Source organism: Castellaniella sp. FW104-7C03, from assembly GCF_040276085.1.
Classification (GTDB): Bacteria; Pseudomonadota; Gammaproteobacteria; order Burkholderiales; family Burkholderiaceae_B; genus Castellaniella.
The window spans coordinates 320,382-345,268 of record NZ_JBELOK010000001.1 but is presented as its reverse complement, the minus strand read 5'-3'; the positions used below and the strand labels follow the sequence as shown (position 1 = coordinate 345,268).

The 24,887-nt window shown below is 59.5% G+C and carries 20 protein-coding genes and 1 riboswitch; of the genes, 14 read left to right on the top strand and 6 right to left on the bottom strand.

All coding sequences use genetic code 11. The features are described from left to right. Positions 1–73: 73 nt before the first annotated feature. On the bottom strand, positions 74–958 hold the full coding sequence (locus ABS758_RS01550) for a lysophospholipid acyltransferase family protein (protein WP_350380008.1): 885 nt from the start codon (positions 956–958) through the stop codon (positions 74–76). Next, positions 951–1,805 (bottom strand): lysophospholipid acyltransferase family protein, encoded by an 855-nt coding sequence (locus ABS758_RS01545; protein WP_350380006.1) that lies wholly within the window; start codon positions 1,803–1,805, stop codon positions 951–953. Before ABS758_RS01545 ends, ABS758_RS01550 begins: the two co-directional genes overlap by 8 nt. A 226-nt stretch (positions 1,806–2,031) precedes the next feature. On the opposite strand from ABS758_RS01545, the gene metK reads away from it, so the two are divergent. From metK to metF, 5 genes are all read left to right on the top strand, one after another. Next, entirely contained in the window at positions 2,032–3,195 is a 1,164-nt protein-coding gene (gene metK, locus ABS758_RS01540; RefSeq protein ID WP_350380003.1) for a methionine adenosyltransferase, read from the top strand. Positions 3,196–3,263: 68 nt separating this feature from the next. Further along, positions 3,264–3,470 (top strand): YqaE/Pmp3 family membrane protein, encoded by a 207-nt coding sequence (locus tag ABS758_RS01535; protein WP_350380001.1) that lies wholly within the window; start codon positions 3,264–3,266, stop codon positions 3,468–3,470. Positions 3,471–3,537: 67 nt separating this feature from the next. After that, a riboswitch (S-adenosyl-L-homocysteine riboswitch) is annotated at positions 3,538–3,633 on the top strand. Positions 3,634–3,692: 59 nt separating this feature from the next. Then, positions 3,693–5,099 carry an adenosylhomocysteinase gene (gene ahcY / locus ABS758_RS01530; RefSeq protein ID WP_350379998.1) on the top strand — a complete coding sequence of 469 codons (1,407 nt, stop codon included), beginning with the start codon at positions 3,693–3,695 and terminating at the stop codon, positions 5,097–5,099. A gap of 27 nt (positions 5,100–5,126) precedes the next feature. Beyond that, positions 5,127–5,468 carry a phage holin family protein gene (locus ABS758_RS01525; RefSeq protein WP_350379996.1) on the top strand — a complete coding sequence of 114 codons (342 nt, stop codon included), beginning with the start codon at positions 5,127–5,129 and terminating at the stop codon, positions 5,466–5,468. A gap of 16 nt (positions 5,469–5,484) precedes the next feature. Continuing rightward, entirely contained in the window at positions 5,485–6,342 is an 858-nt protein-coding gene (gene metF / locus ABS758_RS01520; RefSeq protein ID WP_350379994.1) for a methylenetetrahydrofolate reductase [NAD(P)H], read from the top strand. A 3-nt stretch (positions 6,343–6,345) separates the two neighbouring features. Here the strand turns inward: metF and ABS758_RS01515 are convergent, their stop codons facing one another. Continuing rightward, entirely contained in the window at positions 6,346–6,978 is a 633-nt protein-coding gene (locus ABS758_RS01515; RefSeq protein ID WP_350379991.1) for a 5-formyltetrahydrofolate cyclo-ligase, read from the bottom strand. Positions 6,979–7,006: 28 nt separating this feature from the next. Here ABS758_RS01515 and ABS758_RS01510 point away from each other — a divergent pair, with 28 nt between their 5' ends. The 3 genes from ABS758_RS01510 to murI are packed head-to-tail and all read left to right on the top strand — an operon-like array spanning position 7,007 to position 11,181. Then, positions 7,007–9,163 (top strand): lytic transglycosylase domain-containing protein, encoded by a 2,157-nt coding sequence (locus ABS758_RS01510; protein ID WP_350379989.1) that lies wholly within the window; start codon positions 7,007–7,009, stop codon positions 9,161–9,163. Then, on the top strand, positions 9,163–10,296 hold the full coding sequence (locus tag ABS758_RS01505; protein ID WP_350380238.1) for a tRNA nucleotidyltransferase/poly(A) polymerase-related protein: 1,134 nt from the start codon (positions 9,163–9,165) through the stop codon (positions 10,294–10,296). The genes ABS758_RS01510 and ABS758_RS01505 overlap by 1 nt, the downstream gene beginning before the upstream one ends. Positions 10,297–10,311: 15 nt before the next feature. After that, a complete protein-coding gene (murI, locus tag ABS758_RS01500; protein ID WP_350379988.1) occupies positions 10,312–11,181 on the top strand; it encodes a glutamate racemase in 870 nt (289 codons plus the stop codon). Here murI and ABS758_RS01495 read toward each other — a convergent pair. From ABS758_RS01495 to ABS758_RS01485, 3 genes are all read right to left on the bottom strand, one after another. Then, positions 11,140–12,321, bottom strand: a complete 1,182-nt coding sequence (locus ABS758_RS01495; protein ID WP_350379987.1) for a class I SAM-dependent methyltransferase — start codon at positions 12,319–12,321, stop codon at positions 11,140–11,142. The genes murI and ABS758_RS01495 overlap by 42 nt on opposite strands. 115 nt (positions 12,322–12,436) lie before the next feature. After that, positions 12,437–14,083, bottom strand: a complete 1,647-nt coding sequence (locus ABS758_RS01490) for a DEAD/DEAH box helicase (protein ID WP_350379984.1) — start codon at positions 14,081–14,083, stop codon at positions 12,437–12,439. Between the two features lie 181 nt (positions 14,084–14,264). Beyond that, on the bottom strand, positions 14,265–14,771 hold the full coding sequence (locus ABS758_RS01485; RefSeq protein WP_350379981.1) for an Lrp/AsnC family transcriptional regulator: 507 nt from the start codon (positions 14,769–14,771) through the stop codon (positions 14,265–14,267). Between the two features lie 229 nt (positions 14,772–15,000). Here ABS758_RS01485 and glmS point away from each other — a divergent pair, with 229 nt between their 5' ends. The 6 genes from glmS (at position 15,001) to ABS758_RS01455 (ending at position 24,615) form a co-directional block, all read left to right on the top strand. Further along, positions 15,001–16,833: a glutamine--fructose-6-phosphate transaminase (isomerizing) gene (gene glmS, locus ABS758_RS01480; RefSeq protein ID WP_350379978.1), complete on the top strand. Its 1,833-nt coding sequence runs from the start codon at positions 15,001–15,003 to the stop codon at positions 16,831–16,833. A gap of 116 nt (positions 16,834–16,949) precedes the next feature. Continuing rightward, the gene (locus tag ABS758_RS01475) at positions 16,950–17,780 is read left to right on the top strand and encodes a TnsA endonuclease N-terminal domain-containing protein (RefSeq protein ID WP_350389042.1); all 831 of its coding nucleotides are present in this window, start codon (positions 16,950–16,952) and stop codon (positions 17,778–17,780) included. Then, entirely contained in the window at positions 17,764–19,848 is a 2,085-nt protein-coding gene (locus ABS758_RS01470; RefSeq protein ID WP_298016068.1) for a TnsB C-terminal domain-containing protein, read from the top strand. Before ABS758_RS01475 ends, ABS758_RS01470 begins: the two co-directional genes overlap by 17 nt. Next, positions 19,845–21,500 carry an AAA family ATPase gene (locus tag ABS758_RS01465; protein ID WP_350379905.1) on the top strand — a complete coding sequence of 552 codons (1,656 nt, stop codon included), beginning with the start codon at positions 19,845–19,847 and terminating at the stop codon, positions 21,498–21,500. The genes ABS758_RS01470 and ABS758_RS01465 overlap by 4 nt, the downstream gene beginning before the upstream one ends. A 6-nt stretch (positions 21,501–21,506) precedes the next feature. After that, complete coding sequence (locus tag ABS758_RS01460) at positions 21,507–23,039, top strand: TnsD family Tn7-like transposition protein (protein WP_350379902.1); 1,533 nt, start codon at positions 21,507–21,509, stop codon at positions 23,037–23,039. Continuing rightward, entirely contained in the window at positions 23,020–24,615 is a 1,596-nt protein-coding gene (locus ABS758_RS01455; RefSeq protein WP_350379900.1) for a Tn7-like element transposition protein TnsE, read from the top strand. Before ABS758_RS01460 ends, ABS758_RS01455 begins: the two co-directional genes overlap by 20 nt. Positions 24,616–24,887: the final 272 nt, after the last annotated feature.

Sequence of the window (24,887 nt, the reverse complement as noted above, 5' to 3'; positions counted from 1 at the left end):
TTATGCGACAAATAGGTGTGGGAATATTTGGGTATCGAAATAATCGCTGGTGGCGGGCTTGTCGCAAGGTGGCTTAGTAAAATCCTGCCTCGCCTTCGGGCCGGGTTTTAAAGCGTCGATGCACCCAGTAATATTGTGCCGGGTCTTTCAGGATTTGTGCTTCGATCAGGCGGTTTAAACGCGCAGTGGCCTCTTCCGGGCTATCGTTGCCTGGAAAGTCCTGTAACGGTGGCTGAACCCATGCCTGGTAGCGGCCCGTCTCGAGATCCAGATGGCTGATGACAGGGATGACGGCAGCATCCCAGTTGAGGGCAATCTGGCTGGCCGATAGTAAAGTGGCGGTGGGAATGCCAAAAAAAGGCACAAATGCCGCACCCTGTCGGCCGAAGTCCATGTCGGGCAGGTAGTACACCGGGACACCTTTGCGCAGCAGGCGAATCAGCCCGCGCACGCCTTCGTGGCGGCCCACCAAATACACCTGGCTGAAACGCGTGCGTCCCTGGCGCACGATTTCATCGACGTCGGCATCACTTTGCCGGGTGTACATCGAGGCAGCCTCTTTGAGAAACAGCTGCAATCGGGTGGCGGTGGCATCCAGGGCCACAAAGTGTGGTGCAAACATCAACACCGGGCGGCCTTGATCCAGCAGGGCTTGCAGGTGATGTTCGCCCCGCAGCTCGATGGTATCCAGGATGCGTTGCTCACTACCAAACCAGCATAGGCCGCGATCAATAAACGATTGCGCCAGCAAATGGAAATGCCGCTTCTCGATGCGGGTGCGCTCGGCAGGTGTGAGATGAGGAAAACAGCGCGCCAGATTTACCCGCACGATATGCGCGCGGGACCTCAGCAAGCGGGGCACGAGCCAGCCCAGTACGCGGCCCCAACGCAGGCGGGTACGATCCGGGCAACGGCCAAAGTATCCCAGAACCGCCCGCAACAGAGGTTTCTTATCCATGGGCTTCGTCCGGATAGGGCGGGGCGTCATCCGGACGTTTATAGCGGTTGTAGCTCCAGAGATATTGCTCGGGAAACCGCCGGATGAGTGTCTCCATCGACTGGTTGATCAGCAAGGTGAGTGCCTCTGGCGTGTCGGGCAGGGGCTCGGGCAGACGCAGATAGTGGATGCGCCAGCCCTTGCCGTGGGGCAGGCGCTGGCCTGCCGTCAGGATAACCGCCACTTTGGTTTGCAGTGCCAGCCGGGCGGCCAAGGTCATCGTCAGGGCGTAGTCGCCAAAAAACGGCAGCCACACGCCATCGCCTTCGCGTGGCACCTGATCGGGCAGCATGCCCACCGACTCGCCGCGCCGCAGTGCGCGCACAAACTCCCGTATCCCCTGGCGGTTGGCGGGCACGGCCCGTAGATTATGCATGTCTCGAGCCGATTCGACGATGGGATCCAGGAGTCGGCTGCGCGAAGGGCGAAACATCACAGTCAGCGGGCCGTACGTGGCGCCGTAGCGGGCCGTCATCTCGAAGCAACCCAGGTGCGGGGTCAGATGCAGCACGCCGCGACCTGCAGCCATCGCCTCCCGGAGGATATGTACGTCATCGCAGTGGGTGATGGCCATGCATTGTTGGGTACGCCACCAGATTTTCGGCATTTCGAAGATCATCGCACCGGATTGCGCGGCCGCTTGCCGAAAAAACGCCGGTGAGTGGTACCCGGCCCGCCGTGCATTAGCCTGCAGCCGACGTCGGTAGCGCCCGGGAAACGCGTAGACAATGACACCCACCACACGCCCGATGGCCTGCAGCCAGGAGAGCGGCAAAATAGCAAGAGAACGAACCAGAAACAGCAACATATGGATGTGAAATATCCCTGTCGGGCAGGGTACTTTGTGCGAATGAAAGCTATTTTCGCTTAAAATCAATCTGATCGCTGAGTTAACCGACAACTTGCGGAGCGATCCCCACGCCGTTTGCGGTGTGGTTTTACCCGCTAAAGCGTCGCGCCCCGATATCAGAGGTGCAACGCGTTCCGTTCAACCTTGCACCGGTCGGTCCGGTGTTCATACAGGACGTATCGCTGTGGCAAACAACGATTTTCTCTTTACTTCCGAGTCCGTCTCCGAAGGTCATCCCGACAAAGTCGCCGATCAAATCTCCGACGCCATCCTCGACGCATTGCTCGAGCAAGATCCAAACTCCCGCGTCGCTGCAGAAACCCTTTGCAATACCGGCTTGGTGGTATTGGCCGGCGAAATCACTTCGCGCGCCAATATCGATTACATCCAGGTGGCACGCGATACCATCCGGCGCATCGGCTACGACAACACCGAGTACGGTATCGACTACAAAGGTTGCGCTGTGCTGGTGGCCTACGACAAGCAGTCGCCCGATATCGCCCAGGGGGTTGATCGCTCCCCCGAAGAAATCCTCAACCAGGGCGCCGGCGACCAAGGCCTGATGTTTGGCTATGCCTGCGACGAAACCCCCGACCTCATGCCGGCTCCCATTTGGTATGCGCACCGCATCGTGCAGCGCCAGGCCGAGTTGCGCAAAGATGGCCGCCTGCCCTGGCTGCGCCCCGATGCCAAATCCCAGGTCACTTTCCGCTATCTGGATGGCAAGCCGGCCGAGGTCGATACCGTGGTGCTGTCTACGCAGCATCATCCCGACATTTCCCAGGCAGACATCCGCGATGCCGCCATCGAACACATCATCCGTCCGGTGTTTGCAGACGGCCTGCTCACGGACAAAACCAAATTCCTGATCAATCCTACGGGCAAATTCGTGATTGGCGGCCCGCAAGGTGATTGCGGCCTCACCGGCCGCAAGATCATCGTTGATACTTACGGTGGTGCTTGCCCGCACGGCGGTGGTGCGTTCTCCGGCAAAGATCCCTCCAAGGTCGACCGCTCGGCCGCCTATGCCGCGCGCTATGTGGCCAAAAACATCGTGGCTGCGGGCCTGGCGCGTCAGTGCCAGGTGCAGGTCAGCTACGCCATCGGTGTGGCCGAACCCATCAATATCACTGTGTACACCGAAGGCACGGGCGTCATCCCCGACGACCAGATCGCCCGCCTGGTGCGCGAGCACTTCGATCTGCGCCCCAAGGGCATCATCAATATGCTCGATCTGCTGCGCCCCATCTACGCAAAATCGGCCGCCTATGGCCATTTTGGCCGCAGCGAGCCCGAGTTCAGCTGGGAGGCTACCGACAAGGTGCAAACGCTTAAGGCTGCTGCCTAAGTCGGGTTTTGCCGTACAACGGGTGGGGGCTTTCTGCCCCCGCCCTTTTCAGTAATATTGGGTTTTCAATGCGTTATCTTCTTGCGATCATTCTGCCGCCAGTGGCCGTTCTGCTTTGCGGCAAGCCGGTGCAATTTCTCCTGAACATTCTTCTGACGTGTCTGTTTTGGATTCCCGGCGTGATTCATGCCATTTTGGTTGTCAACAGCCATTTGGCCGACGAGCGTACCGCGCGCCTGGAAAAAGCGATCCGCGAAAGCCGGGTGGGTGGCTAAGCCAATATGGCCTGACGCTTTTCCAGACTGTATCGGCAAGGTTATCCTCTCGTTATAATCACCACTTTCTCCTGAGGGGCGCTGCACCGGCCCGCCAGCCGACAGGCTGATATCGCGGGCCGCCAGGCTCAGGAACCTTCATTACAAACGGCGTCCATCGTTGCCCTGCGCGGGCAAGGGTGGGCAGTTCCGCCTCTCGGTTTGCGCAGGCTTAGGACAACCATGAGCACTGCACAAGACTACGTTATTGCCGACATCGCACTGGCCGATTGGGGCCGCCGCGAACTTTCCATTGCTGAAACCGAAATGCCGGGCCTGATGGCCACGCGCGAAGAATTCGCCGCATCTCAGCCGCTTAAGGGTGCGCGCATTGCAGGCAGCCTGCACATGACGATCCAGACGGCTGTCCTGATCGAAACCCTGAAGGCACTGGGGGCGGAAGTCCGCTGGGCGTCGTGCAATATTTTCTCTACCCAGGATCACGCTGCCGCTGCCATCGCTGCCGGCGGGACGCCCGTGTTTGCCGTCAAGGGAGAATCCCTCGAAGACTACTGGCAATACACGCACCGTATTTTTGATTGGCCTGGCGAGCAAGCCAACATGATTCTGGATGACGGCGGCGATGCCACGTTGCTGCTGCACCTAGGAGCACGGGCCGAGTCGGACGCTTCGGTGATTGCCAACCCCGAGAACGAAGAAGAACGTGTGCTGTATGCAGCCATCAAGGCCCGCCTGGCACAAGACGCCACCTGGTATTCCACCCGTCTGGCGCAGATTCAGGGCGTTACCGAAGAAACCACCACTGGCGTGCACCGTCTCTATCAGATGTCGCAACGTGGCGAGCTCAAGATCCCCGCCATCAACGTCAATGATTCCGTCACCAAGTCCAAGTTCGACAACCTGTACGGTTGCCGCGAATCCCTGGTGGATGGCATCAAGCGTGCCACCGATGTGATGGTCGCGGGCAAGGTCGCCATCGTGTGTGGTTTTGGCGATGTGGGCAAGGGCTGCGCACAGGCACTGGCTGCCTTGCGGGCTCAGGTATGGGTTACCGAGGTAGACCCCATCTGCGCGCTGCAGGCCTCGATGGAAGGCTATCGTGTGGTGGATCTCAACCATCCGGATGTGGTCGAGCAAGCGGATATTTTCGTAACCGCCACCGGCAACTATCACGTCATCGATCGCGAGCACCTGTATCGCATGAAAGACCAGGCCATTGTGTGCAACATTGGCCACTTCGACAGCGAAATCAATGTGGCGTCGGTAGAAGACCTGCCCTGGGAAGAAATCAAGCCCCAGGTGGATCACATCATTTTCCCGGATGGCAAGCGGGTCATCCTGCTGGCCAAGGGGCGTCTGGTCAACCTGGGCTGCGCCACGGGGCATCCTTCGTTTGTGATGTCAGCCTCGTTTACCAACCAGACCATTGCCCAGATCGAGCTCTTTACCCGTGGTGACCACTATGCCACTGGTCAAGTGTATGTGCTGCCCAAGCATCTTGATGAAAAGGTGGCCCGCCTGCACCTCAAGAAACTCGGTGTGCAGCTCAGCACCCTGTCGCAAAAACAGGCCGACTACATCAGCGTGCCTGTCCAGGGTCCCTTCAAGCCGGATCATTACCGCTACTAACCCTTTGTTTGTCCAAGGAGATCTCTTATGTTTATGCTCTTGCTCGTCTGGATCTTGAATGCCGTGGCGTTGCTGGTAGTGGCGTATCTGCTGCCGGGGATCTCCGTGGCATCCTTTGGGTCGGCTCTGATTGCTGCACTGGTGCTGGGCTTGCTCAATACCTTGGTCAAGCCCTTGCTGGTTCTGCTGACCTTGCCTCTTACGGTGGTCACGCTGGGCCTGTTTCTGCTGGTGCTCAATGCACTGGTTTTCTGGTGGGCCGGTTCCATCCTCAAGGGGTTTCAGGTAGACGGCTTTTGGTGGGCCGTCATCGGCGCCATTGTGTATAGCCTGGTCTCGGGTCTGTTGGCAGGTTTGCTGCTGCACTAAGCATTTTCAAAAATTTATGCCACTTCTCTCCAATCCGCAGGCGGCGCAGGTCAGCCTCGAGTACTTCCCCCCGCGCGATATCGCGGCCCAAGAGCGTCTGGTTCGTTCGGCCAAGCGGCTGGCGGCGCTTAACCCGTCGTATGTCAGTGTCACCTTCGGAGCAGGGGGATCTACCCGCACAGGCACGGCGGATACCGTGCAGATGCTCAGCAACCTGGGCTGTGATGTTGCGCCCCACCTGTCGTGCATCGGTGCCTCGCGCGATGACCTTCATGCCATCCTCAATGACTACCGCACCCGCGGGATCCATCGTCTGGTGGCCCTGCGCGGTGATCTCCCCTCTGGCATGGGTGGAGACACCGGTGATCTGCACTATGCCAGCGAGCTGGTGCGGTTTGTGCGTCAGCACCATGGCGATGTGTTTCACATCGAGGTTGCGGCATATCCCGAGATGCACCCGCAGGCAGAAAGCGCCGCACGCGACCTCCAGCATTTTGTAGACAAAGTGCAGGCGGGTGCCAATAGCGCCATTACCCAGTATTTTTTCAATCCCGATGCGTATTTCGATTTTGTTGATCAGGCCCGGGCCAAAGGGGTGTCGATTCCCATCACCCCCGGCATCATGCCGATTACCAACTACACGCAGCTGGCGCGGTTTTCATCCATGTGTGGCGCAGAAATCCCGCGATGGATCCGTCTGCGCCTGCAGGATTTTGGCGACGATAAAGCCTCGATCCGGGCCTTTGGCGTAGATGTCATCACGGATTTATGCGCCCGTTTGCTGCAAAACGGTGCGCCCGGCCTGCACTTCTATACGCTCAATCATGCCGATGCCGTGGTGCAGATCTGCGATAACCTCGGGGTGCCCGCCTGATTCTCACAGATTGGGTGCCGCCAGCGCCCAGCCTTTGTCGGTCAGGATGCCGTCCAGGCGCTCGTCATGCGCCGCGGGCCGGTAGGTTTCAGCGCTAAGGTCGCCGCACGCCCAGGCTACGCCGAGGCTTGCCCGGGGGCGATGGCCGGCTGCCTTCAGGGCAGCCATGGTGCGGTCGTAGTAGCCGCCGCCATAGCCAAGGCGGTCGCCCTGCCGTGTGAACCCCAGCGTGGGTACCAGCATCACGTCCGGTGGCGGGGCTTCTGGGCCCTGGGGCTCGAGGATGCCGTAGGCACCCGTTTGCATCGGGGTGTCGGGTGTCCAGAGGCGAAACGCCAGCGCTTGCCCCGGGGCGGTTACCACAGGCAAAGAAAGTGTCAATGAGTCATCCTGTGCCCATTGCCGCAGCAGGGGCTGCAAGGCTGGCTCGTCGGCCATCGACCAAAACGCGGCGATATGGCGTACGTCCGGCATGCCGGCATTTTTTAAGGACGTGCGCTGGCTGGCCAGCCAGGTAAACAGGCGGCCGCGGATCAGCAGGGCACCGCGGTCTTTGTCGGCTGCCGGCTGTGCGCTGCGTTTCTGTTTGAGTCGCGCCCGGAGGGCGACTGCGTTATCCTGTGCGTTCTGATTCATAAGCAGTATGTTGTGCGGGGTGGGCTAGATGAGCTTGGACATTCTAAGGGATACGCAAGCCAGGCGGCAGGATGTTGGTTTCAGTACCAGTGTACGGCCCGGTGTATCTGCGTCGGGGCGCAGGATGATGGGATGGGGGTTGGCCGCCGTGTTTGGCCTTAGCGGTTGTGCGGCGGCTCATGCCCCGGCGCCGCAGCAGGTTGATCAAACACCGCAGGTGGCCGCCTTAAATCCGCAACCGGCAAAAACCGTGCAAAACGCAGCCAAGATTGCTCCTCCGGCCGTCTCGCCGTGGGTGGCGCCAGTGGTGCCGGCGGCTGCGCGTCAGGCCGTCGAAGACGCCTATGATGCGGTAAAAAAACACCGCTGGTCTGATCTCGATCGCCTGGCGCCATTGGCCCAGGCAGATCCTGTCCTGGGTCAGTACCCGCGTTATTGGGCACTTCAGCATCGCTTGCAGGATCGCACCCTGCCAGTACCCAACGAGACCGTGCGGCAGTTTTTGCACGATAGTCCCGATACTTATCTCAACGAACGCATTCGCTCCGACTGGATACTGGCTTCTGTGCGGGCCGAAGACTACATCGGCGCCCTGCGCATCCAGCCGCCCCCCGATCCCTGGCCTTCTGTGCAATGTGCGTTGCTGATGGCACAGCACATGACCGGCAAGCCGGCCCATGCTGCGGCGGTGCTCGATACCTTCAAGCCCAATTCAGATTGCTGGTCCATGCTGGATCAGGTTGCTGCAGATCACGTGCTCAGCCGCAAAGAGCTTAACGGGATGTTGCGAGACACCCTCGAAGTCGGCCGTGCTTCTGATATCACCCGATTGGCCTCTGTGGTGTTTGATGATGCGGCGATGGTTCAGTTTGCGGCGCTCATGAAAGATCCGCAAAAATGGCTGTCCGGGCGTCAGAAGCCAAAGCCAGGCACAGACACCGAGCTTTTCACCATTGCCTTGTCGCGCCTGGCGCGAAGCGACGACCGCATTCAAGCGGCACAGCGTGTCCAGGATCAATGGGCCCACGCGGTGCCCAAGGCTGATATGGAATGGGTGTGGGGCCAGTTTGGGCTCGTGGCCGCGCTCAATGTCGAGCCGGACGCCGCCCGTTGGTACCGGAAGTCGGGCTTTATACCCATGACGGATTATAACCACGCCTGGCAGGTGCGCGCCGAGCTCCGTGCTTCTCCCATTCAGTGGGATCGCGTGGCGGCCGCCATTCGCAAAATGGGTAGCGCCCAGGCAGCCGAGCCCGTGTGGCGCTACTGGTATGGCCGCGCTCTGGCAGCCCAGGGCAACCGTCAGGCCGCTCAGCAATATTTTCAATCCATCACCGATGATCTCGGCTTTTATGGCCAACTGGCCAACGAAGAACTGGGCCGTACCCCTCAGTTGCCGCCGCAGCCTGCACCGCTGGACAGCGGTTGGGTGGCCCAGGCGCAGGCCAACCCGGGTTTACAGCGGGCCGTGGCCCTGTTTGATCTCGGCTGGCGCCGGGAAGCTGTTCCCGAATGGAACTTCGCGTTGCGGGGTATGAGTGATCCTCAGTTGCGCGGCGCTGCCGAATTTGCCCGCTCAGAACAAATCTACGACCGCGTGGTCAACACCTCGCTGCAAACTCGACAGGTACACGATTTCAGCCAGCGCTTTATTGCCCCCTTCGAGGGCCGTGTTGCCGCAAAAGCCCGCGAGATCAATCTTGATCCCGCCTGGGTGTATGGGCTGATTCGGCAAGAGTCACGCTTTATCACGGATGCCCGCTCGCACGTGGGTGCGTCGGGCCTGATGCAATTGATGCCGTCCACAGCACGGTATGTGGCACGCAAAATCGGCCTCAAGGATTTCAGTCTTAGCCAGGTCAACGATTTCGACACCAACACGGTATTGGGTACCCGCTACCTGGATATGGTGTTGCAGCGCCTGGGGGGCTCCGAGCTTCTGGCCACCGCTGGGTATAACGCTGGTCCGGGGCGCCCCAAACGCTGGAAATCGCAGCTGCAAGCGCCGGTCGAAGGCGCCATCTTTGCTGAAACCATCCCGTTTACTGAAACCCGCCTGTACGTTAAAAACGTGATGTCCAATTCGGTTTGGTATGCCATGCTGTTTTCCGGCAAACCGGCTTCTCTCAAGGCCCGCCTGGGGACAGTCAGCCCGCTGGATGGCACTCAAACCGCCCGGCCGTGATGCAGCCCAGGCCCACTGGCCCATCCGCCTCTGATCCCGTCGTGGACGGGCTTGAGGTATACATCGTTGGTGGCGCCGTGCGGGACGACCTGCTGGGTTTGCCTGCGGGCGACCGCGACTGGGTGGTGGTGGGTGCCAGCCCCGAAGCCCTGGCGGCGCGCGGATTTACCCCGGTGGGCGGCGATTTCCCGGTGTTTTTGCATCCACGTACCCACGAAGAATACGCATTGGCCCGAACCGAGCGCAAATCCGGGCGTGGTTATCATGGCTTTGTGTTTCACGCCGGCCTGGATGTCACGCTTGAAGAAGACCTTCAGCGTCGGGATCTTACCGTCAATGCAATTGCCCGGGCACCCGATGGCCGCTTGATCGATCCCCTGAATGGCGCCAATGACATCGCCCATCGGGTGTTGCGCCATGTGGGCCCCGCCTTTGTCGAAGACCCGGTGCGGCTCTTGCGGCTGGCGCGTTTTGCAGCCCGTTTTCATGATTTTTCCATTGCCCCCGAAACCCTGGCGCTCTGTCATGAGCTGGTGCAGGCGGGTGAGGTGGATGCCCTGGTGCCCGAACGCGTCTGGCAGGAGTTTGCCAAGGGGCTGATCACGCAACACCCTCAGCGGATGTTTGCAGTGCTGGCCCAGTGCGGGGCCTTGCCCCGGGTGGCGCCCGGCCTGGTCTGGAACCCTCTGGTGGCAGATGCCTTGGCGCGTGCGGCAGCGTGCAGCCTGGATCTGGCTCAGCGTTATGCTGTCTTGTGCTGCCGCTCTGGTGCAGATCTGCACGCCCAGTTACGGGTGCCCACGGCCTGCCGGGATCTTGCCCGTTTGCTCCCAGGCTTGTTGGCGGGTTTGCAGCCCCTCCTGGGTGCGGATCCCGATCCCGCCGCCTGCCTGGATGTGCTGGAGGCTTGCGATGCCCTGAGGCGCCCCGAGCGCTGCCTGCAGCTGCTGGAAATTGCAGCCTGCCTGGATCCCGCCGTCGACGCGGCTGCCTGGCAGCAACGCTTGCAGGCTGTGCGCCAGATTGATGCCGGGGCGGTTGCCCGTGCCGCCGGCGGTGATCCCGCCCGGATACGGGCGGATCTGCGTGCTGCCCGTATCCAGGCCCTGGCAAAGTGTCCTTTGGCTCCCTGATTCATTCAAAACAATATGGTTGACGATCTTTATCCGGCAGCAGGTGCCGGGCAGTGCGTGCTGGTGTTTGATTCCGGCATCGGCGGGCTGACGGTTTTGCGCGAGGCCCGCTTGTTGATGCCCGAGCGCACGTTTGTCTATGTGGCGGATGATGCCGCGTTTCCATACGGCAGCTGGGCCGAGGACGCATTGCGGGATCATGTGCTGCAGTTGATTGGCGCCTTGCTCGCCCAATGGCGGCCCGCCTTGTGCCTGATTGCCTGCAATACTGCATTTACCGTGGCCGGTACAGCCTTGAGAGCTCGCTATCCCGAGACCCGTTTCGTGGGTACCGTCCCCGCCATCAAGCCTGCAGCCGAGCGCACCCGCTCGGGGCTGGTATCCGTGCTGGCCACTCCGGGTACCGTGCAGCGGGATTACACCCGCGGATTGATCCGTTCATTTGCCTCGCAGTGCCAGGTTCGGCTGGTGGGCTCCACCCGCCTGGCCCAGGCAGCTGAAGCCTATGTACGCGGGCAGCCTGTGGACGATGAGGAAATCGCGGCGGAGATTGCGCCGTGCTTTGTTTGTGATGCGGGTCGGCAAACGGATATTGTGGTGCTGGGGTGCACACATTATCCGTTTCTGGCCAATGTCTTTCGGCGCCTGGCGCCTTGGCCGGTGGATTGGCTGGACCCTGCTGAAGCCATTGCCAGACAGGCACGCAGCCTGTTGCCTTGCCCGGCGAATGCAGAACATTCACCGGCGCCCGATATTGCCCTGTTGACTGCCGGCCTGCCTGATTTTGCGACGCGCCGCTTGTTTAATAGCTTTGGCCTGACGGTTGGTGCGCAGACGCCGCAGTCACAGCCGGTCGCGCCGGTCGCCGCGCAAGAAGCCCGGTAGCGGGCCGTCCAGCCCACGCCCCACCGCCAGCACTTTGAACAACTCACCCATTTCGGCTTCTGACACCAGCGTATTGATGGCCGTGTGCTGCCGGGCGTGATCAGCAGGTTCTTGCGCCAGTGTGCCGATAAGTTCGATCAGGCCGCAGTTCATCAGAAAGCGCGCCTGCGAGGTATAGCCCAACACGTCCAGCCCGCCTGCCATCGCGGCATCCGCCATCGCGGTGAAGTCGATGTGTGCGGTGATGTCCTGCAAACCGGGAAGAACCAGTGGCTGGTCGTGTGCGTGATGGCGAAAATGGCACATCAGGGTGCCCTGCAGTCGCTGGGGGTGGTAGTACTCGGCTTGTGGAAAGCCATAATCAATAAGGATGGCAGCGCCGCATCGCAGCCAGGTGCCCATTTGGCGTATCCAGGCCTCGGCCTGTCCGTTGATTTCTGACTGATAACCAGGCAAAACTGGCAGCCGTGCGGCTACAGTGGTGCGCAGATGGTCATCTGCCGGCTGCGCGGCCCAGGCAAATGGGCTGGCCGTGTTGGCCTGCGGGGCAGCCATCACACCCAAGGTTTCCAGTTGGCCGGTGTCTGTCCAGCGAAACACGGATACCGGCATGGCATCCAATACCTCGTTGGCCAGCACGCAACCGGCAAATGCATCGGGCAGCTGATCCAGCCAATGCACCTGATTGGCCCAGGGGGCCAGCCGCTGTTGCTGGCGCGCCCGAAGATCGGCCGAGAGCTCGATGATCTGATAGCGTACCGTTAAGCCGCGCGCCTGCAAGGCAGGCAGCAACGCGGCCGCCAACGCACCGGAGCCCGCGCCGAACTCCAGCACATCAAGGCTGTGGCTGGCCTGCAGCACCCAGGTCACTTGGCTGGCCAGCGCCTGGCCAAACAGCGGGCTGATTTCCGGTGCAGTGGTGAAATCACCCCCTGCGTGCAGCTTGGTACTGCCGGCGCTGTAGTAGCCCAGCCCCGGCTCGTACAGCGCGGCCTGCATCCAGGCCTCAAATGGCAGATAGCCGCCTGCTGCCTGTATTTTCTCAAGCAACATGGCCTGCACCCGCAGGCTGTGGTCGTGGGCGACGGGGTCTGGGGCAGGCAAGCCCGTGGGCATCTGGACAGAAGGCAGTTCAGTCATAGGCGCAAAGCATAGCAAAATGAGCAGGGCAAAAGAAAAGGCCTGAGTGCAGTGAGGTACTGGACTCAGGCCTTGCTGTATCAGCAGCGGGCTTTAGCAGGCAAACAGCCTGGCCTTAGGCAAAACGTGGGCGGCTGCTGGGCCGTGTGGTTTGCTCTTGGCGTGCCTGGCGTTTAAAGCCGGCCTTGGCGCCTACTTTGTCGCCACGTGGGCCACGGCTGGCGTGATCCGTATGGCCTTCTGCACGACGCGGTGCGTACTCAGGGCGGCTGTCTGCGCGCCGGGGGGCGTGCTCGGGACGGCTGTCGCTGCGGCGTGCGGCGTACTCAGGGCGGCTGTCGCTACGGTGTGCATGTGGTGCACGTGCGGATGATTCGTCGGCTGCCCAGCTGGGTGCGCCTGCGTGACGTGCACGGGGTGCGCGGGCCGGACGCGTGTCGTTGTCGGTTGGCGCGGCATCACGATGCCAGGGCTTGGTGCTTGGGCGACCACCTGGCTTGCCTTGATAACCACCCGGTTTGCCGGCATGGGCGCCTGGTTTTCCCTGGTAACCACCTGGCTTGCCTTGATGTGGGCGACCCTTCCCATTGGCGGGGCGGTCTTTCCAGGTGGGCCGTACGGCCTGCTTGGGTTCCAGGCCCGGGATGGTAGACATAGGAATCGACTGGCCGATGAATTGTTCGATGCGGCGTACTTTATGACGCTCGGAGGACACGGCCAGGGTGATGGCTTCGCCATGACGTCCGGCACGGCCGGTACGGCCAATGCGGTGGACGTAGTCTTCGGCCTGCATGGGCAGATCGTAGTTGACTGCGTGAGTGATGGTCTGGACGTCGATGCCACGGGCGGCGACGTCAGTGGCCACCAGTACGCGGACACGGCCGTTTTGCATCATCCCCAGGGTGCGGGTGCGCTGGCGCTGGTTCATGTCGCCATGCAAGGCTGCAGCCGCGAAACCTTCGCCAGAGAGGTGATCGGCCAGATCGTCGGCGCCGCGTTTGGTGGCGGTAAACACGATGGCCTGATCCAGCGAAGTGTCGCGCAGCAGGTGGTCCAGCAAACGCAGCTTGTGGGCGCGATCGTCGGCGTACAGCAGATGCTGCGTGATGTTGGTGTGTTGTTGTTGGGGTGCCGAGATCTCGATGCGCTGGGCCTCGTGCATCAGATTGGCAGCCAGGTGCGCCACTGTGCCGTCCAACGTGGCTGAGAACAGCAGGGTCTGGCGGTCGTTGGGCGTGGCGGCCACAATGGTTTCGATGTCTTCGATGAAGCCCATGTCCAGCATGCGGTCGGCTTCGTCCAGCACCAATGTCTGAACAGTAGACAGATTGACCCGTCGTGCCTGCAGGTGATCGATCAGGCGGCCCGGTGTGGCCACCAGCACGTCGACGCGTCGCGACAGCGATTTGATCTGTGCGCCATAAGGCATGCCGCCCACAACGGTGGCGATACGCAGGCCGTCCAGATTTTTGGCGTAGGCTCGGGCGGCGTCAGCCACCTGCATGGCGAGTTCTCGGGTAGGGGCCAGCACCAGCACCTGCACGCCACGGCCGCCGGCCGTGCTGCGATGGCTGAGGTGCTCGAGGGCGGGCAACATGAAGGCGGCAGTTTTGCCGCTACCGGTTTGAGAGGACACCATCAAATCGTGGCCACTCAGTGCCTGCGGGATTGCCGCAGCTTGTACGGAGGTGGGGGTGTCGATGCCCTGTTCGCTTAGGGCGGACACGAGCTTGGGGCCAAGCCCCAGAGAGTCAAAAGACATGGTTTCCTTGTGCCCGCCAATACGGGCATGGAGCGCCGGGCGTAAAAGTGCCGGCTGCCGGGTTGTTGCAGCGGATGTCTGCCGCGCAAGAGTCAGTCGCATGTGCCGACCGAATCAACCCTAAAGAAAACCAAGGTCAGGAGGTCAGAAAACAAGCAATCCGCTACTATAGCATAAGTATTTACCCGGACGTAGGGTATATGCTGCCCGGAATCACAATTCGAGGGTCAAATTTGCTGCATTGTGTGGCAAAGAAACTACGAACATTGCGTACTCGGGGGTCTCCGGTCAGGCGCCTGAGGGCCAGATCCTGATACGCCTGCATATCGGCCAGGCGTGCCACAAGGATGAAATCAGGTCCGCTGCTGACGCGATAGCACTGCTGAATGGCGGGATCCTGAATCAGATGGGCTTCGACGGCATCCAGTTGGGAGGCTGCCTGAGCATCCAGTGAGACCTCGATGATGACGGTGATGGGATTACCCAGCCGGGTGGCATCCAGCAGCGCGGTTTCGCGCACAATCAGCCCGGATTGCCTGAGCTTGCGTACGCGCCGCAAGCATGTAGGGGCGGATGCGTGCACCCGGGCGGCCAGTTGCAGGTTGCTGAGAGAAGAATCCCGCTGCAACTGATCCAGTATTCGGCGATCAAGATCGTCCAGCGTGTATGGAGAGGTGCCGGGTGTCATGGCCTGGGTAGAAGATTCCGCGGATGGCTGTGGTTCATTTTGAGCCAGAGTAGTAAATATCTGGCAGGTATGAAATTAAATTTCATACTAATTAGATATTGAAATATTATTTCATAATCGAGAAAAAATAGAAATCAAATTTCTTTGCGGGCAGGACACAATAGCGAAAACCTTCAGGTTCGGCCCTGTGATTCCCGGGCTGCGCCTTACCACTGACAGGAGTGTTGCCATGTGCGGCATCGTGGGCGCAGTTGCGCGTCATAACATTGTTCCCGTTTTGCTCGAGGGCCTGAGACGGCTTGAATACCGTGGCTACGATTCCTGCGGGGTGGCAGTGCACACCGGCACAGGCCTGCAGCGGGTGCGCAGCACCCAGCGCGTGGCCGAGCTTGCCGCCCAGGCCAAGCAGGATCGTGTGGAGGGTCTCACCGGCATTGCCCATACCCGCTGGGCCACGCATGGCGCACCGCTGACGCACAACGCTCATCCACATTTTTCAGGCCCTGAAAACGGTGCCCCTCGTGTGGCGCTGGTGCATAACGGCATCATCGAGAACCACGACGCCCTGCGCGCCGAGCTTCAAGCCGCCGGCTATGTGTTTCACAGCCAGACAGATACCGAGGTGATTGCCCATCTGGTAGACCATCTGTACGACGGTGATCTGCTGGCGGCTGTTCAGCAAGCCACCCGCCGGCTGGAAGGTGCTTACGCCATTGCAGTGTTTTGTGCCGAAGAACCTCACCGTGTGGTGGGTGCGCGCCAGGGCTCGCCGCTGGTGGTTGGCTGCAGCGATCAGGGCAACTATCTGGCTTCGGATGCCCTGGCGTTGGCCGGCACCACCGATCAGATCATCTATCTCGAAGACGGTGATGTCGTGGATCTGCAGCTGTCGCGCGTATGGGTGACCGACGCGCAGGGCCAGGCCGTAGAGCGTGCGGTGCACACGGTGCAGGCACATACGGGTGAGGCCGAACTCGGCCCCTATCGTCATTTCATGCAAAAAGAGATTTTCGAGCAGCCCCGTGCGGTGGGCGATACCCTGCAGGATATCGACGCCATCATGCCAGAGCTCTTTGGGGATGGCGCGCATGCCGTGTTTAAAGAGATCGACCGCGTACTGATTCTGGCCTGCGGCACCAGTTACTATGCGGGCCTGACGGCGCGCTACTGGATCGAATCCGTGGCGGGCATCCCGGTGAACGTTGAAATCGCCAGCGAATACCGCTATCGCACCAGTGTGCCCAACCCGCGCACCCTGGTTGTCACCATCTCGCAATCGGGTGAAACCGCCGATACTCTGGCGGCCCTGAAACACGCGCGCAGCCTGGGTATGGCGCATACCCTCACCATTTGCAATGTGGCCTCCAGTGCGATGGTGCGTGAGTGCAAGTTGGCGTTTATTACCCGCGCGGGTGTCGAGATCGGCGTCGCCTCCACCAAGGCCTTTACCACTCAGTTAACCGCGCTTTATCTGCTTACCCTGACACTGGCCCAGGCCAAAGGCCACCTGGCAGAAGACGCCGAGCGCGACGCCCTGAAAGCCTTGCGCCACCTGCCGGCCGCCATCTCTGCCGTGCTGGCGCTGGAGCCCCAGATCATCGCTTGGGCCGAGCGCTTTGCCAGCAAAGAAAACGCCTTGTTTCTGGGCCGTGGCATGCATTACCCGATTGCCCTCGAAGGCGCGCTGAAGCTGAAGGAAATCAGCTACATCCATGCAGAGGCCTATCCCGCGGGTGAGCTTAAGCATGGCCCGCTGGCTCTGGTAACCGATGCCATGCCTGTAGTGACAGTGGCGCCGCACGACGAGTTGCTGGAAAAACTGAAATCCAATATGCAGGAAGTGCGGGCACGAGGCGGCGAACTCTATGTGTTTGCGGATGCCGACACGCAGATTGTCGGCGCCACCGGCATGCACGTCATCCGCATGCCAGAGCACTATGGGCGCTTGTCTCCTATCTTGCATACTGTGCCTTTGCAGCTGCTGGCCTATCACACGGCGTGCGCCCGGGGTACGGACGTAGACAAGCCACGTAACCTGGCCAAGAGCGTGACGGTGGAGTGATTGAAGCTGGCGTGTTGAGCGGGGGTGTCGTCGGATAATAAAGTTGGTAACTTGAGAATAAAGTTGGTAATTTACGAATAAAGTTGGTAAATTCCAGGCATGACTTTGATACGAGAATGACGCTGACCATGGCCGGTTCCAACCTTGATGCCCGTACCGAGAAATGGATTAAGCAAGGGCGAGGCGCGGGTGTTGGCAAAGATTATCGGCCGTGGCTGACGGTGAGGGATCTGCCTTCTTCGGGAAGATCCCACCGCGTGTGGGGATTTCAGGCGCAGCGAACGCACCATCTGCTTTCAGACCTGGAGTTGGCGGCTTTTTTTCTGTTCGACTGGCACCCCGCCGTAACCGACATTCGAGAACAGTACCCGCTCAGGATGACCGATACGGTTGAGCTTGCCGCCAAGGCGGGTATCCGTCACCCGGAGGTGGGTGGCAAGCTTCGGGTCATGTCGACGGACTTCCTCGTGGATACCAGCATGCCGAGCCTGCCTAGAATGGCGGTTCAAGTTAAGCCCTCGTCAGACCTTCTCAAGCATAGAGTCGTTGAAAAGCTGGAGATCGAGCGTCGCTATTGGGAGATGAAAGGCGTGCCGTGGTATTTACTCACGGAAAAACAGATACCCAAGGCGGTGGCCAAGAATATCGAATGGCTGTACCCCGCTCAAACGCCGTTGGGGGACATCGAAGGCCTCCTTGATGTGGCACCCCTGTATCTGAACTATTTTTCGCAGAATCCGGCACTACGGTTATCCGAGGCCGCAATGAGGCTGGATCAGGCCTATTCGCTGGAATTGGGCGAGTCGCTGCAAAAGACCCGCACGCATCTGGCAATGAGAATGGTGCTCTTTGATATCAGAAGGCCCTGGGCGGATCTTGTGGTGGGTGACCTGCATGCCTCGTCGGATATTCACGCGTTGAGGGATCGCTGTGCTGCGAATCAATGATGTGGTGGCGCATGGAAAAGCCCGATATCGTGTTCTCCTGATCTCCGAGGGCAGGTATACGTGGATCGATATCGACTCGGGCAGCACCCTGCCTGAGCGCATACCCGTCTCGCAAGTCGAGGCGGAGATTCTCTCAGAAACCCTGAGAAAGGTCGATGATCCGTTTGCTGACTTGGCGTCGCAATTGCCCGTGCAGGGCTCGGTTTCTCAGCAGATTCGAGACCAGCGCTTCGCAGTGATTGAAGCCCTGATCAAGCATCCCGACATCGTGCGTCGACGAGGCCGGGGTGCATTGATCAAGGAGGCTGCGGACAGATCAGGCGCGGCACCGAAAACGATTTATGCTCTTTTACGCCAATACTGGCAGCGTGGCGGCACACCAAACGCGCTGTTGCCAGACTACAAGCATTGCGGCGCCAAAGGGAAAAAGCGTAAGAGTTCCAGAAAGAAGCTGGGCCGCCCCAGAAGCGTGTCGCCGGGCACGGGCGCCACGATCAACGCCGATATTGAACGGATGTTCCGGATTGTGCTCGACCGCCACTATCTGACGGATAAGGGTCGCTCTTTGCCCTATACCCACCGCCGTTTTGAGGACATGTACGAGGCGTCTTACCCCGACGTTGAGAAAACGGACTTTCCGACCGTGGCGCAGCTTCGCTTTTTTTATGAACGCGAGTACCTTCGCGCCGAGCGCATCCGGTTGAAAGCCAACAAAATTGAGTATCAGAAGGACATCCGGCCGATACATGGCACGGCCACTGCAGGCGCTCATGGACCGGGTGCCCGCTATGAGATTGATGCGACAATCGCCGACATATACCTGTTGTCCGCTGACAGGCGGAAAATCATCGGACGCCCGACACTGTATGTCGTGGTGGATGTCTACAGCAGGTTGATCGCCGGGTTTTATGTGGGGCTTGAAAACCCGTCCTACGCGACCGCCGTGTTGGCTTTGGCCAATGCCATGACCGACAAGGCGCAGTTGTGCCGCGCGTATGGGTACGAGATAGCCTCCGAGGACTGGCCCTCGGTCGGGCTGCCCGATGCGATTCTTGCCGATCGTGGCGAGCTGCTGGGCCACCAGATCGAATATCTGGAGCAAGCCTTTGGCGTCAGGATCGAAAATACGCCACCCTATCGGGGCGACGCCAAAGGCATTGTGGAGCGCCACTTTCATACGATCCAGGCAGACTTCAAGCCGTTTGCGCCGGGCGTCGTCACGGGCACCATCGTCAAAAAGCGAGGCGGCAAGGATTATCGGCTGGATGCCACCCTGACATTGAATGACTTTACGCAAATCATACTGGGATCAATTCTGCATCGAAATTTGCATGCCGTGTTGGTCAAATATGACCGCGAGCCGGATATGCCCGATACGCTTTCTAGTGTTCCCATCAACCTCTGGCGCTGGGGCATTGCGCACCGAAGCGGACGCTTGAGAACGGTTGCCGACGAGGCGTTGAAATTAGCGCTGTTGCCTCGCGTCAAGGTGACGGTATCGGACTATGGTATCCGGTGTTTTGGCGCCTTTTACTCGTGCAGGGAACTGATGGTCTCTGGCTGGCTGCACAGAACAAGACAAGAGCGGCCCAACACGATGATGGCCGCCTATGATCCGGCAAGTGCGAATACGATCTATGTTTACCCTGACTCAGCTCAGTCGGACTACTGGCGTTGCACCTTGACGGATCGCTCCAGACAGTACCGTGATCAATCCATGTGGGAGCTATGGGCAAGTCAGAAGGCACAACGGAGAACAACCGCATCGGCCCAGTTGCAGGAGCGGGAAAGCAAAAGAAATCTGGATCGCCGCATTCAGGCGACCATCGATCAGGCACAGAGGCTTCGCCCCGCGAGCTTGGGCGACTCAAAGGCGCAGGCCCTGGCGGGCATGAGCAAGAATCGGGAGCGGGCTCGTGAGATGGAGCGTAAGCATCATCGATCATCGGCGCAACCTGAGGGCGGCAAAGAGAGCAAGCCCACATCGCAGGTCATCTATTTGCAGCCCGAGCCCGAAGATGGGGCCTTTCCCGATTTCCTGGATGTTTTGTTTGAGGACGACACGTGACGCTGCCCCAAGGCATGGTTCAGGCCATGTATAGCGATACCGGCGTGAGCCAATATCAGGGAAACCCCCTGATCGAGGCCTTGCCGCCCATACTGGATAAGCGCCAGCTGCGCGACGGGCTATCGGGCCAGATTGCTTTTCGCCCCACCGATGCCTATCTGGATGGCCAGACGAGAATCCACGTCATCGCCCAGTTGCTGGATCGCTTTTTTCAGCCGTTATCGCGCCACATCGAACTGGAGTCAAAGCTTTCCATCCTGCTCAGGCAGGGCTATGTGGGCAGAAACCTGGCCACCGGAGCGCTCAACGCCCACATCCAGAATGGCTATGAGCGCATCATGCTGGGCGATCTGGGTGTTTTTCGGTTTGAACACGTGCAATCGACTGCCAAGAGCCTGGCCTTTATTGGCTGCTCGGGCTCGGGCAAGACCAGTTCGATCAACCGCATATTGGCGACCTACCCGCAGCTCATCTACCACAAGCAGCACAACTTCACCCAGATTGTATTTCTTAAAATTGACTGCCCCCATGACGGTTCGCTGAAAAGTCTATGCCACAATTTTTTCCGGGAAATTGATGCGGTGCTGGCCACGAACTACGTGCGTCGTTATGTCGAGAAGCGCCATAGCGTGGAAACGCTGATCGCCGTGATGGCGCATATTGCCAACACGCACGCCATAGGCCTGTTGGTGATCGATGAGATTCAGCATCTGAGCGTGCGAAACTCGGGCGGCGCTGAACGTATGCTCAACTTTTTCGTCACCTTGGTCAATGAGATTTCGGTGCCCGTGGTGATGGTGGGTACGCCCAAAGCCAGGCCGATCTTTGAGCTGGATCTGCGCTCGGCGCGTCGCGGCGCCGGGTTTGGCTCGATATTGTGGGAGCCAATCAGCAAGCCCGCCGCCGATGAGGATGCCTTGCGTACCGAGTGGGGCGCGTTCACTGGCCGGTTGTGGAGGTATCAATGGCTCACCAAAGCGGCCCCCGAGATGCCCGATGACATCCGCGATGTCTGGTATGACCTCTCTCAAGGCATCATGGATGTGGTCATCAAGCTGTTTGTCCTGTCTCAAATCAGAGCGGTCGTCACAGGCATTGAACGCATTACGCCGGCCCTGATGGAAAAAGTCTATCAGGATGAGCTAAAGCCGATTCATCCCATGATCGATGCGATCCGCTCGGGTGATGTGATGCGGATTGCCCGCTACTCGGATTTGACGATTCCCGATGTGGACAAGAAGATTCTGGAGTTGGGTAGTCTGTTGCACAGCAAGCAGGAGCGTCTGGATGCCACCGCCTTGTACCCGGGCAATGAGCAGGCGATTCGTTTGCACAACTTGCTGGTTGATTTGGGGTGCGCGTCGAGCTTGCTCGAACCGCTGATCAATCGGGTGTTTGAGCGTTTTCCCGGGCTGGCCATGAAGGACATGATGCCCTTGATCCTTAACTGGTATCAGGATGCTGAAAAATCCAAGCCCGCGCGGTTGGCAGCCAAACCACCGCGGGTGAAACAGACGGCTTGGCATACGCTCGCATCGAATGACTTGCGCTTTGTGCACTCCCAGTCCACTGATGAGAATGCGTTTCTGGAAGGGGTCGGTCGTGAAGAGTGCCTATTCGATACGCAAGGCTGGACGGATGCCTTCGCGTAGCAACGCTTGCTCAATTTCCCGGTTCCGTACCCAGACGAATTGCTCTACAGCGTGGTGGCAAGAGCAGGGGTGCGCCATGGACTGATCAGCCCCAAGCAGTTGCTGGGCGAGGTCTTTGGAAGTCGTGGTGTTATCGCAACGCTAGACCTGCCCAATCAGCTGTCTGCGCTATTGCGATGGTTGCCCGACGGATTCACCCTGGAGAAATTGATCTACGAGCATACGTTGTTTCCGATTTATGCCCCGTTTGTCCCCGAGGATCGGCGCAAACGCTGCATGATGCAAATGGCTGGCCGTGCACACGGCGCGGTGCATCTGGCGTTAGGGGTGGCGGCCTCTCGCATCAAGATACCGTCTTACATCCGCTATTGCCCTGGATGCCTGGCTGGCCAGCAGGCCCAACGAGGAGAATACTTTTGGCAAAGAGCGTGGCAGGTGGCTGGAGTGGATATGTGCCCGGACCACGGGATGCTGGTTGAAGCGCACATTGCCAGACCCGCCGTGCAGCGCCACCGGTTCATCGCGGCATCACCCGACTATTGTCCGGCGGTCGAGCAACCAGCGGGTGAATCCGCCTCGCTCTGGGTCGAGCGCCAAGTGCGCCAACTGCTTCGCCTGCCTGCTCGACCGTCCCCCTCACCGGATCAATGGACGGCCTACTACCGACACCTTGCTGGCCAGCTTGGCCTCTGTCGGGGCCAATCGCAAATCGATCATCGGCAGGTGAGAGCGCGGGTGATGCAGATTTGGCCGGTGGCATGGTTGGCGCGATTTCATTTTATTGGTGAGGCGTCAATAGGAAGCGAATCCGATTGGCTGGTAGCCTTATTTTGTAAGCACCGAAAGAGCTTTAGCTACCTGCAGCATATCGTCGTCAATCATGCGCTTCTTGACGGTAGCTGGCAGATCCGCGAGGTCATTGAGCGTGCGCGCCGGTATCCGGCCAACAGCGTTTCGCGGCATACCCCAAGTTGCGCCGATGACCGACAGGAAATCGATGGCGATCAGTCGCGCTGGATAAGCCTGCTCACGCAAAGCACTCCCAAACAGGCCAGGAGGCTTGATCCTGCATTGTACGCAAGGTTGTATCGAAAGCGCCATGGCTGGCTGCTTGAGGTGAATCGCCAGTATGTCGGCGCACCGCCCGCTCGGCGCACCCCGCGGGTGGATTGGCATCAGCGCGATACGCAATATTGTCTTGCACTGCAACACCTTGCCGCTGCGCTCCAGGCTGATAACCATGGGCCGCGCCGCTCCAAGTCCTACTATCTGAAGCAGCTTGGAGGTCGATCTACGATCGAGAAAAACCTGTATAAAATGCCCCTTCTGGCCACCTTCTTGTCCGACCGTGCGGAAAGCATCGCGCAGTACCAGCTCAGGCGACTGCACACTACCTATGAAGCGCTACGGAAGGAATTTTTGACACCACCCCGATGGCGACTGCTTCGTGGCGCGGGGCTTAACGAGCAGCGGCTGAAAGAACCCGCCCGGGGTTACCTGGAAAAACTGTCCATCGCGCATGAAATTCAAAGGCATTGAAAATAACAGTACTGTCAAAGAAATAGGCGCTTTGTTTCGCCGACTCGATAGCGCGGATTGGCGGATCAACGTCAAGCTGATGCCCAGCCAGGAAAGACAGTACCTCGGCATCTCGCAACTGCCTGCTCTGGCAAGGCGCCGGGTATTAAACCCTACCGCTGAGGCGCGCCCCGCAGGGTTTGAGCTGAAAGTGAGTATCGAAAGTACAAGGCAGTGGCGCGTGGCGCCCATCAAAAGTTGTCCTATCGCTGCGGTCGCCAGACAGGGCGATGCTCAAGCGCTTTGCTTCGTATTTGAGCAGCATGGCATCACCCATTATCTGCCCCAACTGGAATTGGCACGGGTGTTATTTTTTCCTCACGCTTATCTTGCCCGGCTCGCTCTGATTCATCAGGGGCTTGCCCAGGAGTTTGGCATCCAGTGGATCCAGACCGAAGAGCGCGCCAGTATCGATATCCTGCCCAATTGTACGTTGCCTCTTTTTGTTAGAAGGGAGCATGCGCTGCGGCGTGTGCTGGGCTGGATATTGCTCGACGCTGATGCCCGCCGCTCATTTGAGAGCATTGCCGTCCATCAGCTGCAAAATGGCCATGACGCCAATGGCTATCGTGTGTGGCGCTTCCAGTTTGATCCGCCCTTGTTGGAAGGTGTGAGGCTGACCTGTCGTGGCCATTTCGATCAAAAGGAAAAAGCGTTCTTTGTCTATGAAGTGCACGGCATCACCAATCTCACCTGTCACTGTCCGGCGCAGGTGGATTTTCTTGATCCGAAGTACGTCACCGCTCAAGCAGGCACAGGCCCTGTGGCACCGTCCGCATCCGCACCAGAGTCGGAGATTGAGATCGATGATGAGCAAGTGCCTGATGCGGATCGCGCTGAGGTTCGGCTCGACCCCAAAGCCGTTTCATTGATGTTTGCGAACCCGTTTCAAACGACCCGCATCGGCAAGGGGAAAGGTGCGCGAGGACACAAAGGTGAAGGCGAGAAAGCCAAGTCGCCGGAACTTGGTGGTTTGGTGGTCGTTAGTACCGATGAGGCGAGCGTTCAGGGCGTGATCCCTTCGGCAGACTATGCCGGGTTGGACGACGAGAGCGACGATGCCCACTTATACGCCGAAAGGTTTACCCTTTTTGACACCATGGTCAGGCATTTGGTGAGCATGCCGGGATGCCGCCACTTGCACCGAATGATGTATAAACTGCCCGCCGTAAAAGGCCACTCCAAGCACCTGCTGGCTGACGGTAACCCCCGTTGTATTGTCTGCCACGTTGCCCGCAAAGATTCGACGGCCTTTGTCTTGCTCGAAGTGGATACGTCGGATAGCGCCAAGGCGCTCTCCACATTGCTCCTCACACAGCATGAGCCGTTTGCTACCTGGGAGCATCTTTCGGAAGTCCAAACACAACTGATCAAGGGGTCATTGGCCTGGCCCACATCGTTTCTGGACAGTGTGTTTGAAGGTCGTTATCGACGCATTTCCCATCCTAGCGTTTCTTCGATGACAAGCGAAACGCCAGGTCATGGATATGGACGCCACTGGGCGCAGCGGGTGTATGCGAGCATCCTTGTGCAGTAGCAGTGATACCGGCGGTGAATGTCGAGTCGGCCCGGGGAGGCTCCCCGGGCCGACTCGACACAGGGCGGCCGACGAATGTGGGTATCAGCTGTGCCAGGGAGCGCCCATGTACGCTTAGGGAAACAACTGGTCGGCCAGCGCCTGCACAGTCATCCGGTTGCGGATCGCCCGCGTGGCCGTCTGGATCAGTTCGCCTGCTTCTGGGGCCACATTACAGGTCCCTGTTGACCTTTCCATTGTGAAAAGGTTTAAAGTAACAAAGTTGAGGTTAA

What these genes read in the sequence shown, in the direction of transcription:
- ABS758_RS01525 (WP_350379996.1), top strand. Translation starts at nt 5,127, where the DNA reads ATGTTTATGCTCTTGCTCGTCTGGATCTTGAATGCCGTGGCGTTGCTG.
- metF (WP_350379994.1), top strand. Translation starts at nt 5,485, where the DNA reads ATGCCACTTCTCTCCAATCCGCAGGCGGCGCAGGTCAGCCTCGAGTAC.
- murI (WP_350379988.1), top strand. Translation starts at nt 10,312, where the DNA reads ATGGTTGACGATCTTTATCCGGCAGCAGGTGCCGGGCAGTGCGTGCTG.
- ABS758_RS01495 (WP_350379987.1), bottom strand. Translation starts at nt 12,321, where the DNA reads ATGACTGAACTGCCTTCTGTCCAGATGCCCACGGGCTTGCCTGCCCCA.
- ABS758_RS01485 (WP_350379981.1), bottom strand. Translation starts at nt 14,771, where the DNA reads ATGACACCCGGCACCTCTCCATACACGCTGGACGATCTTGATCGCCGA.
- ABS758_RS01475 (WP_350389042.1), top strand. Translation starts at nt 16,950, where the DNA reads ATGACGCTGACCATGGCCGGTTCCAACCTTGATGCCCGTACCGAGAAA.
- ABS758_RS01535 (WP_350380001.1), top strand. Translation starts at nt 3,264, where the DNA reads ATGCGTTATCTTCTTGCGATCATTCTGCCGCCAGTGGCCGTTCTGCTT.
- ABS758_RS01550 (WP_350380008.1), bottom strand. Translation starts at nt 958, where the DNA reads ATGGATAAGAAACCTCTGTTGCGGGCGGTTCTGGGATACTTTGGCCGT.
- ABS758_RS01545 (WP_350380006.1), bottom strand. Translation starts at nt 1,805, where the DNA reads ATGTTGCTGTTTCTGGTTCGTTCTCTTGCTATTTTGCCGCTCTCCTGG.
- ahcY (WP_350379998.1), top strand. Translation starts at nt 3,693, where the DNA reads ATGAGCACTGCACAAGACTACGTTATTGCCGACATCGCACTGGCCGAT.
- ABS758_RS01510 (WP_350379989.1), top strand. Translation starts at nt 7,007, where the DNA reads ATGAGCTTGGACATTCTAAGGGATACGCAAGCCAGGCGGCAGGATGTT.
- ABS758_RS01455 (WP_350379900.1), top strand. Translation starts at nt 23,020, where the DNA reads ATGAAATTCAAAGGCATTGAAAATAACAGTACTGTCAAAGAAATAGGC.
- ABS758_RS01505 (WP_350380238.1), top strand. Translation starts at nt 9,163, where the DNA reads ATGCAGCCCAGGCCCACTGGCCCATCCGCCTCTGATCCCGTCGTGGAC.
- ABS758_RS01490 (WP_350379984.1), bottom strand. Translation starts at nt 14,083, where the DNA reads ATGTCTTTTGACTCTCTGGGGCTTGGCCCCAAGCTCGTGTCCGCCCTA.
- glmS (WP_350379978.1), top strand. Translation starts at nt 15,001, where the DNA reads ATGTGCGGCATCGTGGGCGCAGTTGCGCGTCATAACATTGTTCCCGTT.
- ABS758_RS01515 (WP_350379991.1), bottom strand. Translation starts at nt 6,978, where the DNA reads ATGAATCAGAACGCACAGGATAACGCAGTCGCCCTCCGGGCGCGACTC.